Consider the following 12559-nt stretch of genomic DNA (forward strand, 5'->3'; position numbering starts at 1 on the left):
CCAACGTGGCCCGCGACGGCACGGCGGGCGGCGACCGGGCGCGCGCCGAGGCGGATGCGCTGGCCGCGGCGCGTCTCGCGCGCGCGGCCGGGGTGCCGGCGGTGCTGGTGGACACCGCGCCGCGCCCGCGCCCCTTCGCCCGGCAACTGGCGGCGGAGATGGGGGGACGGTACCTGCCGCTTCCCGCCGGGAGCGGGACCGCCGATGCCCTGGCGGGCGCGGTGCGGCGGCCCGCCGCGCCGTGACGGGGCGTTGCCCGCGGGGCTCCGCCGCCCATCTCTCCCCCATGCGCGCGGTGTGCGGCGGCCCTATCCCGAAAGCTGCGGTCCGGTGAGCGACCGGCCCGTCTGGTCGCGCGACGGCCGCGATTGGCCGAACCGCGAGGCGAGCCGCTTCGTCGAGGCCGGGGGGCTGCGCTGGCATTTGCAGGTGGCGGGGCAGGGGCCGGTGCTGCTGCTGGCCCACGGCACCGCGGCTTCCACGCATTCCTGGCGGGCGTTGCTGCCGCTGCTCACGCGGAGCTTCACCGTCGTGGCGCCCGACCTGCCGGGCCACGGCTTCACCTCCATGCCGGCTGCCCCCGCCCGGGGCCTGTCGCTGCCCGGCATGGCCGAGTCGCTCGGCGCGCTGGTGCGCGCGCTCGGCGTCGCGCCCGCCTTCGCCGCCGGCCATTCCGCGGGGACCGCCGTGCTGCTGCGCATGGCGCTCGACGGGCGCATCGCCCCGGACGCGGTGGTCGGGCTGAACGCCGCCCTGATGCCGATCGGCCGGGAGCACGCCGAGTTCTTCACGCGCACGGCGAGGTTCCTCGCCGGCCTGTCCTTCGTGCCGAAGGTCTTCGCCTGGGGCGCGTCCAACCGATCGGTGGCGGAACGGCTGCTGCGCGACACCGGTTCGGCGATCGACGGGCGCGGGGTGGAGCTGTACGCGCGGCTGTTCCGGCATTCCGGCCACCTGTCGGCGGCGCTCGGCATGATGGCGAACTGGGATCTGCGGCCGCTGCTGCGCGACCTGCCGCGGCTCCGGCCGCCTTTGACGCTGGTGGTCGGCACCCGCGACCGCACCATCCCGCCGTCCGACGCGCAGCGGGTCAAGGAGGTGCTGCGCTCCGCCCGAATTGTGATCCTGCCGGGCCTCGGCCACCTCGCCCACGAGGAGCGGCCGGAGCAGGTGGCGGAGATCGTGCGGCGGGTCGCGGCGGAAACGGCGGCGGTGGCGCCCGCGTCCGCCTGACGGCGCCGCGGGGTAGCGTGGGAGGGGCCGATGGCGGCGCAGCATCCCCCGGCGGTGGAGGCCCCCGGGCGGGCGGGCCGAAGCGCCGCCGGCGCCGTGGCGGCGCCGCTGCCGCGCGACCACCCGCAGCGGCAAGCGCTGAACGACGAGGTCCACGCCCGGCCGCCCGAACCGCTGGCCGGGCCGCTGCGCGCCTCCTACGTCGCGCTGCTCGGCGACGCCGCCCAGCGGGAAGCGGCGCTGGACGCCGTGCGCGACCTCGCCCGGCGCTCCGGCGCCCGGACGCTGCCCGAGCCGGGCGCCAGCCATTACAGCGCCGATTTCGGGGCGTTCCGCCTCCGCTGGGAGCGGCACGGCGAGTTCACGCGCTGCATGGTGGTCGCGCCCGGCATTGGCGGCGACGACCCCTTCGCCGAGCCGGCGATCGGCGCCCTCCCGGACGGTTGGCTCGCCGCGGTGCCGGGCGAGGTGGTCGCGGCCGTGCATGCCGCACTGGTGCCGAGCGCCGGCGAGGGGCCGGCGCCGGACCTCGACGCGCTTTCGGGGCGCCACTTCGGCGGGAACCAGCTCATCGGCGGCGGCATCGTCGGCGGCCGGGGCGAGGCCTACACCGACTTCCGCATCCACCCGGACGGCTTCGGGCGCCTGCTGGTGCTCGACCGCGGCATGGCGCCCTGGCAGGCCGGCCGCATGCTGCAGCGGCTGTTCGAGATCGAGACCTACCGCATCCTGGCGCTGCTCGCCTTCCCGGTGGCCAAGGACCTCGCGCCTTTCCTCGGCGGGCGGGAGCGCGCCTTGGCCGAGGTCGCCACCGCCTTGATCGGCGCCGGCGAGGCGGACGAGGCGGCGCTGCACGAGCGGCTCACCCGCTTGGCCGCCGAGATAGAGAGCCGCGAAGCCGCGACGCTGTTCCGCTTCGGCGCGGCGGCGGCCTACTACGACCTGGTGCGCCGCCGCATCGCCGAGCTGCGCGAAACGCGGATCGAGGGGTTGCCGACCTTCGAGGAGTTCACCGAACGGCGCTTGGCCCCCGCCATCGCCACCTGCGCGGCGGTGGCGCGGCGGCAGGAGGCGTTGTCGGCGCGTGTCGCGCGGGTGACGCAGCTCCTGTCCACCCGCGTCGAGATTTCCCGCGAGCGGCAGGCCTTCGCCGTCCTGGCCTCCATGGACCGGCGGGCGCGGTTGCAACTCCGCTTGCAGCAGACCGTGGAGGGCCTGTCGGTGGCGGCGATCACCTACTACGTGGTCGGGCTGGTCGGCTACGCGGCAAAGGCCGCGAAGGCGGCGGGCGCGTGGCGCGTGGAGCCGGACGTCGCGGTGGGCGTCGCCGTGCCGGTCGTGGCGGGGCTGGTGGCGCTCGGCTTGCGTCGCGTGCGGCGCGGCCTCGAACGCAGGGGTGATTGAGGACGGTGCGGGCGCGCGCCGGGTCGGGGTCTTCCGGCCGGCCGCGGGCTCGGGCGTCATCGCCGGGAACCGCCGGGCCTCCGGCTGTGGCCGTCGCGCCGAAGGGGGTCCGCATGGCGGTGATGCGGGTGGTGGCGAACATCGTGGCCGATGCCGTCGGGCCGGCGCGGGCGTTCTACGGCGGCCTTCTGGGTATGGAGGTCGCAACTGCCCTTGGCTGAAGCGTGACGTTCTCGTCCGGCGCGCGCACGACGCCGCGGGTGAGCGTGGCGACCGAAAGTGGGTCCGGCACATTGCTCTCGGACATCCCGATCGGGGTGGACGATCTGAACGGAGTGTAAGAGCGGTCGGCTGGCCGCGGCTTCGGCGTGGAGTACTGCCCCGCCGATGAGCCTTGGGGCGTCAGGCGGTTCTTCGTGCGCGATCCATTCGGCCGGCTCCTCAACATCCTCGCCCATGTGAAGGCAAGATGAGCCGCTTGGTCCGGACCGGGGCGTTGAACCGTCGATTCCCGCTTGGCAGCGACTGTCAAGTCTGACTTACAATGCAGATTGTATGGATGGATTGACAGCAGCGAGGCCGCTGGCGCCGCGCGCCGACGCCGCCGCACCGCAACGGCACGATCGGCGTCCGCACGCCGTGGTGATCGGCAGCGGCTTCGGCGGACTCGCCGCCGCGGTGCGACTCGGCGCGCGCGGCTACCGCGTGACGGTGCTGGAGCGGTTGGATGCGCCGGGCGGCCGCGCCCGGGTCCATCGGCAGGACGGCTTCACCTTCGACGCCGGCCCCACCATCGTCACCGCGCCGTTCCTGTTCGAGGAGCTTTGGGCGCTCTGCGGCCGGCGGCTCGCCGACGACGTCGAACTGGTGCCCTCGTCGCCCTTCTACCGGTTGCGCTTCGCGGACGGCTCCACCTTCGACTGCTCCGCCGACCCGGCGGCGATGCGTGCCGAGGTGGCGCGGCTCAGCCCCGGCGACGTCGGTGGGTACGAGCGCTTCATGCGGCTGAGCGAGCGGATGTGCCGCGTCGGCTTCGAGGAACTCGGCCACGCGCCGTTCTGCTCCGTGGCGTCCATGGCGCGCGTGGCGCCGGACCTGCTGCGCTTGGGCGGGCTGCGGAGCGTCCACGGCCTCGTCGCGCGCCACGTGCGCGACGAGCGGTTGCGCGTGGCGTTGTCCTTCCACCCGCTGCTGATCGGCGGCAACCCCTTCTCGGCGAGCGGCCTCTACGCGCTGATCGCGCACCTGGAGCGGCGCTGGGGCGTGTGGTGGGCCATGGGCGGCACCGGCAGCCTCGTGCGCGGGCTGGTCGGGTTGGTCGAAGGGCAGGGCGGCCGGGTGCGGCTCGGCGCCGAGGTCCGGCGCATCACCGCGCGGGACGGCCGGGCGACGGGCGTTGTGCTCGCCTCCGGCGAGGCGGTGGCGGCCGAGGTGGTGGTCTCAAACGCCGACTCCGCTTGGACCTACGAGCGGATGCTGCCCCCGGAGCACCGGCGGCGGCGCTGGACCGCTGGGCGGCTGCGGCGCGCGCGGCATTCCATGGGCCTCTTCGTCTGGTACTTCGGCACCAAGCGCCGCTACGAGAACGTCGGGCACCACACCATCCTGCTCGGCCCGCGCTACCGCGGGCTGCTGCGCGACATCTTCTCCCGCAAGGTGCTTCCCCCGGACTTCAGCCTGTACCTGCACCGGCCGACCGCGACCGACCCTTCGATGGCGCCGCCGGGGTGCGATTGCTTCTACGTGCTGTCGCCGGTGCCGAACCTCGACGCCGCCAACCTCGACTGGGAGGCGGCGGCTGCGCCCTACCGGCGCGCCATCGCGCGGCACCTGTCGGAAACGCTGCTGCCGGGGCTGGAGGAGGCGGTCGTGACGTCGCGCGTGGCGACGCCGCTCGACTTCCGCGACGACCTCCTTTCGCCGCGCGGCGCCGGCTTCGGACTGGAGCCGGTGCTGTGGCAGAGCGCTTGGTTCCGTCCGCACAACAGGAGCGAGGAATTGGAGAACCTCTACCTGGTGGGCGCCGGCACCCACCCAGGCGCCGGCATCCCCGGCGTGCTGTCCTCGGCCAAGGTGCTCGACGCGTTGGTGCCCCATGCGCGCGCCGTTTGACGCGGCGGAGCACGCGGCCGACCTCGCGGCGTGCCGGGCGCTGCTGCGCGGCGGGTCGCGCTCCTTCCACGCGGCGTCGTTGCTGCTCCCGGCGCGGGTGCGGGCGCCGGCCTCGGCGCTCTACGCCTTCTGCCGCCTGGCCGACGACGCGGTCGACCTCGAGGGCGGCCGAGCGGCGGCGGTGGCGCGGTTGCGCGAGCGCCTGGCGCGGGCCTACGAGGGCCGGCCGCTGCCCATACCGGCCGACCGCGCCTTCGCTGCCGTCGTGTCGCGGCACGGCATCCCCCCCGCGCTGCCCGAAGCGCTGCTGGAAGGGCTCGCCTGGGACGCCGAGGGCGGCCGGCGCTACGAAGACCTTCCGGCGCTAGAGGCCTACGCCGCGCGGGTGGCCGGTTCCGTGGGCTGCATGATGGCGGTGCTCATGGGCGTGAGGGACCGGGACGCGTTGGGGCGCGCCTGCGACCTCGGCGTTGCGATGCAACTGACCAACATCGCCCGCGACGTCGGCGAGGACGCGCGCGCCGGCCGCCTCTACTTGCCGCTGCGCTGGCTGCGAGAGGCGGGGCTCGACCCGGACGCTTGGCTCGCGCGGCCGTCCTTCGATCCAGCGGTGGCGGCCGTGGTGCGACGACTGCTCCGGGCGGCGGAGGGCCTGTACCTCCGCGGCGGGGCGGGCATCGCGGCGCTGCCCGCGGAGTGCCGGCCCGGCATCCGCGCCGCCGGGCTGCTCTACGCGGGCATCGGGCGGGAGGTGGAGCGGAAAGGCTTCGACTCGGTGAGCGCGCGTGCCCGCGTGCCGGCCTCGCGCAAGGCCGCCCTGGTGTTGCGCGCGGCGCTGCCGATGGGCGTCGGCCGTTCCGCGCGGGAGGCAACGGCGCTTCCCTCGCCAGCGACGCGGTTCCTGGTGGACGCCGTCCCCGAAACGGCGCCGGCGCCTCCGCCCGCTTCTGGCTCGTCCGGGTGGGGTTTGGAGGCGCGCGCGGTGTGGGTGATCGACCTGTTCGCGCGCCTGGAGCGCCGGGACCGCGATGCCACGGCGCCCGCGCCCGCGACGCGTGTCGGCGGGTAACGGGAGGTGTTCCGGCACTGGGCGGGGGCGATCATGGCGTCGGCGGGCCTCGGGCTGGTGTGGCTCGCCGCGCTCCGCCGCCGCTTTGCCAAGGAGGCCGCGGCGCGCGGCGAGGCGCCGCCGCCGCTCCACCCTTCGCTAGTGCCACTGGCCGACATCGGCCCGCCGATCATCGTCTTCGGCCTGTTCGTCGCCGGTGGCCAAGCGGCGCTCGCCTTCCTCCTAACCGGCGGGGGCGGCGTCTTTTCCATGTTCGACTTGGCCGGCTTCCTGGCCCTGCTGTTCGGCTACGGCGTTTGGGTGAAGGCCAAGGTGGCCCACCGCGTCCGAACGTATCGGGGGTGAAGAGCCCGATCACGCTTTCGCCATGAGGCGGCCTGCAACTGCCGTCCGCGCTCACGTTGGATGGCGGCGCGCCGGGGCGTGCGCGACGCGGAGAAGCGCAGAATGAACTGGGAATTCTTCCTGAGCTGGCAGTTCGGCATGACGTTGCTGGCGGCCTTGGCGATAGGCATCTGGCAGTTGCGATCGATCAAGCGCAGCCGCGAAAAGCGCGGCGAGGCCGGCCACGTCAGCCACCCGCCGGCGGAAAAGGGGCCGCCGGGCGACGGCACCCCGCCGCGCTGACCCGACGGCCCGCCTCCGCTCCCGCTAGGATTCGACGACCTTGCGGTAGAGGTGCCAAGTGCCGTGGCCGAGCAGCGGCATCACCACGGCAAGGCCGATGAAGATCGGCAAACTGCCCGCGAACAGCAGGACCGCGACCGTGAGGCCCCACGCGGCCATCGGGACAGGGTTGGCCGCCACGGCGCGAAGCGAGGTGCGCACGGCCACGCCGGGCCCGACATCGCGGTCCAGCAACAGCGGGAAGGACACCACGGTCAGCGCCAGCACGGCCACCGCGAACAGGAAGCCCACGGCATTGCCGATCAGGATGAGCCGCCATCCCTCGGGCGTGTTGAAGACGAGGTTCGTGAACTCCTCGACGGAGGAGGGTCGGGCCACGGCGCCGAGGGTCGCGTCGTAGATCCACTGCGCGGCCAGCACCCACAGGCCGAAAATGACCAGCAGCATCAGCCCGAGCGCCACGATGGACAGGATCGCCGGCGACCGGAGCACCGCGAAGGCGTCGAGCCAGGAGACGGCCCAGCCCCGTTCGCGCCGCCGGCTGATCTCGTAGATCCCGAGCGCGGCGACCGGGCCCATGATCGAGAGGCCGGCGAGCAGCGGGTAGAACAGCGGCATCAGATCGCCGCCGGCCGTCGCCCGCGCGGCGATGAAGCCGATCAACGGATAGAGCAGGCCCAGGAACAGCAACTGCGTGGGCGCTGCCAGGAAGTCCTGCCAGCCCAGGCGCAAGGCGTCGCCGATGTCGGAAACGGCGATGCGCCGGATGGCCGGTTCCGCGGCCGCCGACGCCCCTGCCTGCGCCCCGACGGGCGCCCCCGTGGTGGCCGGCGCGCCGTGCCGGGAAGTCCAGGTTTCGGCCATGTTCGATCCTCCTGACGAACCGCGACCGGAGGCGGCGCGCGCGCGACCTTGGCGGCGTCGCGCCAGGCTCGGGTCGGGATCTCGCGAGGAGGCTACCACCCTCCTAGGGCGGATCGCAGGATACAATGTTCAAGTTCTGATGTACTTCGTTCCCTCGGCGCCTTGCCGCCATGCGGAGCCGGCCCAGTTGAACCCGGCACCGGACGCATCGGAGGGTGACGCCGTGGAGCAGGAGAACGCGTATTTCGCCGCGCTCAAGCTCTTCTTGGTCTTCGGTCCGCTTCTCGGCTTGGCGGCGCTGGAGTTGATCATGCTGCGGCGGGACAAGCGGCGCGCCGTGAGGGGCGAACCGTTGGTTCCGGCGCGGCGGGGCGGCAGCACGGGAGTGCGCGACGCGGCTTTGTCGGACCCGGCCCGGTAGGGACAGGGTAGGCGTCGGACCCCGCTTCTTTACCCTCTCACCTGGCGTCTCGTGTGCTTTTGGGACAAAAGACGCGGGGCGGGCGTTGGCTCGCCCAATGTAGCCTGTCCGCCTGCCCCGGCTCCACCGAAATCCCCGGTTCAGCGCCGCGCGCGGGGGACGCGGAAGGGCAGCATCGCTTGCACCCAGGGCGTTCGGAAGCGGTCGAGGGACAGGCTCTCGTGGACCGCTTGCGCCGTCTCGCCGAACATGCGGGTGGAAACCACCGAGCGGGCGTAGAAAGGGGTGTCCTCCAACGTCCGGACCACGGAGGGTTCGGCGCCCTCCTCGGCACGGAAGGGGCGCGGCATCCGCCACACTCTGGTCGGCGCCAAGCGGGCGGGTCGCGGGGCGGGCGGGGCGTCCTCGACCTCGCCGCCAGGCCGGACGCGCAGCGCCAAGGAGTGCGCGTCGCCGTCTCGGGGTTCGACGTTGTAGAGCACGCCGGCACCGCCGTCGCACAGCGGGGCGCGGCACCAATCCCAGCGCGCGAAGTCCTGCTCGAGCGGCGCGTCGCCGTCGTTGGTGTCGAAGTAGGCGGGGCCGGACCAACGCAGGGCCGGTTCCTCCAACGAAACCTCGACGCGCGCGGCGGGGGCGATGGGCGTCCAGCGGTGGCGCCGGGTGGCCGGGTCGAGGATGAAACCCCGGTCGTTGGTGGCGCCGGCGGGGCGGAGGCGGATTTCGCCACGCAGGCGCCTCGGCACCGGCGCGGTCACTTCGCGCACCTGGACGCGGAGCGAGTCGCCGTCCCAGTGCAGCGCGCTCGGGCCGATGTTGAGCGTGTCGGGGCCGCGTTCCACCACGGAGGACGGACGCTCGGTCATCGCCCAGCGGCCGCGCCCGCCGTAGAGGGCGACGTTGACGGCGCAGTGCTCCATCGGGTCGGCGCCGCCCGGACGGCGCCGCGCCCAGGCGTACCAGGGGGAGAAGACGCTGCCGAGGAAGGCGATGACCGTGAGGCCGTGGCGGCCGTCGTCGCTCAGCGCGTCCAGGTACCACCAGGCGTAGCCGTTGCGCGCGACCGGGCGGTCGAAGCGCGGGTGTTCGCGGCCGTCGCCTTCGCTAGGTCCGACGCGATGCTGGAGGACGCCAACCGGCCCGACAGCGCCGCCATCGGCACCCCCGCGCCCGGGTGCGCGCTGCCCCCCGCCAGGTACAGGCCCGGCAGCGCTGTCCGCGCCCCAGGTCGGGCGAAGCTCGCCGCCCAGCCGTGCGAAGCCCGGCCGTAGAGCGCCCCGCCCGTCGCCGGGAAGAGCTTCTCGAACCCTGCCGGCCCCGTCAGCACCGAGTCCCGGCGCCGCAGGGTCAGGCCGCAGCGCTCCAGCAGCCGGAAGGTCGCCGTCTCGCATCGTTCGATCTCCGCTTGCGAAGGGGGGGTGGTGTCGCCGGTGGCCGGTGCGTTGACGAGGCAGAGCAGGCGCTCCGGGCCGGAAGGCGCGAGGTCGTCCTCCGCCGCGCCGCGGTCCTGGGCGCAAACGTACGTGGTGGGCGCGGCGGGGAGGCGGCGGCGGCCGAACAGGGCTTCGAATTCGGACGGGTAGTCGTCCGAGAAGAAGACCGTGTGGCGCAGGAGGGGGAAGCCCTCGACCTCCGCGAGCATGGCCCAGGTGAGGGCGGAGAGGGAGCGGTCGCGCCTTTCCGCCGGCGGCAACGCGCCGCGCGCGGCCGGCCCGAACAGGCCGGAGGCCACCGCCGCGGCGTCGGCGTTGACCAGCACGGCGGCGGCGTCCAAGCGCTCGCCGGTGGAGAGCGCGACGCCGGCGGCGCGGCCGCTCTCGACGCGGATCTCGGCCACCTCGGCGCCGTAGCGGAAGGTGGCGCCGCGGGCCCGCGCGAGTTCCTCCATCGAGCGGGCGAGCCGGTGCATCCCGCCCTCGACCAGCCAAACGCCTTCCTGCTCGACGTGCGCGACCAGCATCAGCGTCGCCGGCGCCAGGAAGGGCGAGGAGCCGCAATAGGTGGCGTAGCGGGCGAACAACTGCCGCAGGCGCGGGTCGCGGAAGTGGTCGCCGAGGGCGCGCCAGAGCGTGGTGAAGGGCGATGCGCCCATCAGGCCGGCCAGGCCGGAGGGGCCGGCGGCGGCGGCAAGCGAGAAGGGCGTCGGGCGCGCGGCGCGGATGAAGGGGCCTTCAAGGGCGCGATACACGCGACGGGCGCGGTCGCAGAAGGCTCGGAAGCCGCGCGCCTCCGCAGCGCCGGCGAAGGCGCCGATGGCGTCGGCGGAACGGGCGACATCGGCGAAGAGGTCGAGCCGGCCACCGCCGCCATCCCAGGCGTGGCGGGCGAGGACTGTGGCCGGTTTGAGGGTCAGGTGATCGGCGATGGACGCGCTGGCGGCGTCGAACAGGTCCTCGAACACCCAGCGCATGGTGAACACGGTGGGCCCGGCGTCCAAGCGCGCGCCGCCCTCCCCGCCGACCGCGACCTCGCGCATCTTGCCGCCCGGGGCGGCGGCGCGTTCGAGCACGAGCACTTCGAAGCCGCGCGCGGCCAAGTCGAGCGCTGCGGCCAAGCCGCCGATGCCGGCGCCGACCACGACGACGCGCCCTGTCCCGCGCTGCACCATGCTTCGGTCCTGTAAATAATTGTTGACACATCCGTCGGCGCTGCATGTCAATGTATCCTGACATAGCGCGGTGGCAAGCGTCGCCGTCCGCGCCTCCGCCGGAGGGAACACCGAGGATGGACGCCGTATCGCGCATCGAACGTGCCCTTTCCGCGGCCCTGTCCCATGCCGGAAAAGCAGGCGGGCCACCCCGGCTCGGCAAGGCCATGGAGCACGCCGTTTTCCCGCGCGGGGCGCGGGTGCGGCCCCGGCTGTGCCTGGCGGTGGCGGCGGCGTGCGGCGAGGACGACCCGGCGGCGGCGGACGCGGCGGCGGCGGCGATCGAACTGCTGCATTGCGCTTCGCTGGTCCACGACGACCTCCCCTGCTTCGACAACGCGGACGTGCGGCGCGGGCGCCCGTCCGTCCACCGGGCCTTCGGCGAGCCGCTTGCGGTGCTGGCGGGCGACGCGCTGATCGTGCTGGCGTTCCAGACCATCGCGCGCGGCGCCGGCGCCGCGCCGCGGCGCCTCGGACCCTTGCTGGAGGTGGTGGGCGCGGCGGTGGGCGCGCCGGCGGGGATCGCGGCCGGGCAGGCCTGGGAGTGCGAGCCGCCGGAGACGGTGGACCTCGGCCATTACCAGCGCTCCAAGACCGGCATCCTGTTCGCGGCAGCGGCGATGGCCGGCGCGGTTTCGGCAGGGGCGGAAGGCGGGCCGTGGCGCTTGCTCGGCGAACGGCTCGGCGAAGCCTACCAAGTTGCGGACGACATCCGCGACGCGGCGGCGGAGCCGGAGGAGATGGGCAAGCCGGCCGGGCGCGACGTCGCCCTCGGGCGGCCCAGCGCCGCCACTTCCTACGGCGTTTCCGGGGCGGTTACTCGGCTGGAAGCGCTGGCTGCGGAGGCGATGGCCGCTGTCCCGCCGTGCCGAGGCGCGGCGGAACTGCGCGGGCTGATCCGGTCGGAGGCCAAGCGGCTGATGCCGGCGAGTCTGGCGGCGCGCGCCGTCGCGGCGGCCTGAGCGGCGCGTGGCGGCGGGGTCCACGGCGCAGGCGGCGCCAGGCGAGGGCAGGGGCTTCGGTCCCGCGTCCGGCGCTTCCCTGCTCGACCGGGTGCGCGACTGGCGCGACCGGATGGTGGCGGACCCGATGTTCCGGAGTTGGGCGGCGCGCTTCCCGCTCACCCGTCCGGTGGCGCGGCGGCGGGCGCGGGCGCTGTTCGACCTGTGCGCGGGCTTCGTCTACTCGCAGGTGCTGGCCGCTTGCGTGCGGCTGCGCGTGTTCGACCTGCTGAGCGACGGGCCGAAGACCTCGCAAGCCGTGGCGGCGCGCACCGATCTGCCGCCCGAAGCCGCGGTGCGGCTGCTCGAAGCGGCGGCGGCCCTCGGCTTGGCGGCTCGGCGGTCCGGCGGCCGCTACGGGCTCGGGCCGCTGGGCGCGGCGATGGTAGGCAACCCCGGTTTGGCGGCGATGGTGGAGCACCACGCCGTCTTCTACGCGGACCTGCGCGATCCGGTGGCGCTGCTGCGCGGCGCGACGGGGACCGGCCTCGCCCGGTACTGGCCCTACGCGACCGGCGGCGCGGCGGCGGGACTCGGGCCTTTGGAGGTGACGGCGTACAGCGCGCTAATGGCGGCTTCGCAGCCGTTGGTGGCGGAGGAGGTGCTCGGCGCCTACGACCTGCGCCGGCACCGCTGTTTGCTCGACGTGGGCGGCGGCGAGGGCGGCTTCCTGTGCGCCGCGGGCGCGGCCGCGCCGGATCTGCGGTTGGTGCTCTTCGATCTGCCGGCCGTGGCGGAGCGCGCCCGGGCGCGGCTGGACGCGGCGGGGCTGTCGAGTCGCGCGACCGTCGCGGGCGGCGACTTCCTGGCGGACGCGCTGCCGACGGGCGCCGACATCGTGTCCTTGGTGCGGGTGCTGCACGACCACGACGAGGACGGAGCGCTCGCCCTGCTCCGCGCGGTGCGCCGCGCCTTGCCGCCGGGCGGGACGCTGCTGCTGGCCGAACCGATGTCAGGCACGCCCGGGGCGGAGCCGGTGGGGGAGGCGTATTTCGGCTTCTACCTGCTCGCCATGGGCCGGGGGCGGCCGCGGACTCCGGCCGAGATCGGCGCGCTGCTGCGCGCGGCCGGGTTCGCGGACACGCGGCCGCGGCGCACCAGCACGCCCCTGCTCACCGGCCTCATGACCGCGCGTGCGGCGTGATCGCAGGTTGTGTCAGTTTTGCTTGACATGGCCGAAT

At 74.5% G+C, this 12559-nt stretch carries 12 protein-coding genes and 1 pseudogene; 10 read left to right on the forward strand and 3 right to left on the reverse strand.

Translation table 11 applies throughout. The annotated features are described in order from the left end of the window. The 7 genes and pseudogenes from ABD067_RS07370 to ABD067_RS07400 all read left to right on the forward strand — a co-directional run. Positions 1 to 245: pseudogene (locus tag ABD067_RS07370) on the forward strand (hypothetical protein); the annotation flags it as partial. An 85-nt stretch (positions 246 to 330) separates the two neighbouring features. Beyond that, positions 331 to 1233: an alpha/beta fold hydrolase BchO gene (gene bchO, locus ABD067_RS07375; RefSeq protein ID WP_343894562.1), complete on the forward strand. Its 903-nt coding sequence runs from the start codon at positions 331 to 333 to the stop codon at positions 1231 to 1233. 30 nt (positions 1234 to 1263) lie between these two features. Beyond that, positions 1264 to 2637, forward strand: coding sequence for a DUF3422 family protein (locus ABD067_RS07380; protein ID WP_343894563.1), 1374 nt, complete (start codon positions 1264 to 1266; stop codon positions 2635 to 2637). A 639-nt stretch (positions 2638 to 3276) separates the two neighbouring features. Beyond that, positions 3277 to 4749, forward strand: coding sequence for a phytoene desaturase (locus tag ABD067_RS07385; protein ID WP_456305239.1), 1473 nt, complete (start codon positions 3277 to 3279; stop codon positions 4747 to 4749). Next, entirely contained in the window at positions 4733 to 5818 is a 1086-nt protein-coding gene (locus ABD067_RS07390; RefSeq protein ID WP_343894565.1) for a phytoene/squalene synthase family protein, read from the forward strand. Before ABD067_RS07385 ends, ABD067_RS07390 begins: the two co-directional genes overlap by 17 nt. 33 nt (positions 5819 to 5851) lie before the next feature. Continuing rightward, positions 5852 to 6163, forward strand: a complete 312-nt coding sequence (locus ABD067_RS07395) for a hypothetical protein (protein WP_343894567.1) — start codon at positions 5852 to 5854, stop codon at positions 6161 to 6163. A gap of 102 nt (positions 6164 to 6265) precedes the next feature. After that, complete coding sequence (locus tag ABD067_RS07400) at positions 6266 to 6445, forward strand: hypothetical protein (RefSeq protein ID WP_343894569.1); 180 nt, start codon at positions 6266 to 6268, stop codon at positions 6443 to 6445. A 24-nt stretch (positions 6446 to 6469) separates the two neighbouring features. On the opposite strand, the gene ABD067_RS07405 is transcribed toward ABD067_RS07400, so the two are convergent. Beyond that, entirely contained in the window at positions 6470 to 7309 is an 840-nt protein-coding gene (locus tag ABD067_RS07405; protein WP_343894571.1) for a DUF2189 domain-containing protein, read from the reverse strand. 223 nt (positions 7310 to 7532) lie between these two features. Here ABD067_RS07405 and ABD067_RS07410 point away from each other — a divergent pair, with 223 nt between their 5' ends. Continuing rightward, entirely contained in the window at positions 7533 to 7730 is a 198-nt protein-coding gene (locus tag ABD067_RS07410) for a hypothetical protein (protein WP_343894572.1), read from the forward strand. A gap of 140 nt (positions 7731 to 7870) precedes the next feature. On the opposite strand, the gene ABD067_RS07415 is transcribed toward ABD067_RS07410, so the two are convergent. Next, complete coding sequence (locus ABD067_RS07415; protein WP_343894573.1) at positions 7871 to 8650, reverse strand: carotenoid 1,2-hydratase; 780 nt, start codon at positions 8648 to 8650, stop codon at positions 7871 to 7873. 101 nt (positions 8651 to 8751) lie between these two features. After that, complete coding sequence (gene crtD / locus ABD067_RS07420) at positions 8752 to 10338, reverse strand: 1-hydroxycarotenoid 3,4-desaturase CrtD (protein ID WP_343894574.1); 1587 nt, start codon at positions 10336 to 10338, stop codon at positions 8752 to 8754. A gap of 116 nt (positions 10339 to 10454) precedes the next feature. Between crtD and ABD067_RS07425 the strand changes: the two genes are divergently transcribed. Together ABD067_RS07425 and ABD067_RS07430 are read left to right on the forward strand one after the other, a co-directional pair. Continuing rightward, positions 10455 to 11339 (forward strand): polyprenyl synthetase family protein, encoded by an 885-nt coding sequence (locus tag ABD067_RS07425; protein WP_343894575.1) that lies wholly within the window; start codon positions 10455 to 10457, stop codon positions 11337 to 11339. 7 nt (positions 11340 to 11346) lie between these two features. Next, a complete protein-coding gene (locus tag ABD067_RS07430; protein WP_343894577.1) occupies positions 11347 to 12522 on the forward strand; it encodes a methyltransferase in 1176 nt (391 codons plus the stop codon). Positions 12523 to 12559: the final 37 nt, after the last annotated feature.

The organism is Craurococcus roseus, from assembly GCF_039523795.1.
In the GTDB taxonomy this organism is placed as follows: Bacteria; Pseudomonadota; Alphaproteobacteria; order Acetobacterales; family Acetobacteraceae; genus Craurococcus; species Craurococcus roseus.

Coding starts and splice junctions, on each gene's coding strand:
- ABD067_RS07400 (WP_343894569.1), top strand. CDS start 6,266: ATGAACTGGGAATTCTTCCTGAGCTGGCAGTTCGGCATGACGTTGCTG.
- ABD067_RS07405 (WP_343894571.1), bottom strand. CDS start 7,309: ATGGCCGAAACCTGGACTTCCCGGCACGGCGCGCCGGCCACCACGGGG.
- ABD067_RS07395 (WP_343894567.1), top strand. CDS start 5,852: ATGGCGTCGGCGGGCCTCGGGCTGGTGTGGCTCGCCGCGCTCCGCCGC.
- ABD067_RS07380 (WP_343894563.1), top strand. CDS start 1,264: ATGGCGGCGCAGCATCCCCCGGCGGTGGAGGCCCCCGGGCGGGCGGGC.
- crtD (WP_343894574.1), bottom strand. CDS start 10,338: ATGGTGCAGCGCGGGACAGGGCGCGTCGTCGTGGTCGGCGCCGGCATC.
- ABD067_RS07390 (WP_343894565.1), top strand. CDS start 4,733: ATGCGCGCGCCGTTTGACGCGGCGGAGCACGCGGCCGACCTCGCGGCG.
- ABD067_RS07425 (WP_343894575.1), top strand. CDS start 10,455: ATGGACGCCGTATCGCGCATCGAACGTGCCCTTTCCGCGGCCCTGTCC.
- ABD067_RS07415 (WP_343894573.1), bottom strand. CDS start 8,650: ATGGAGCACTGCGCCGTCAACGTCGCCCTCTACGGCGGGCGCGGCCGC.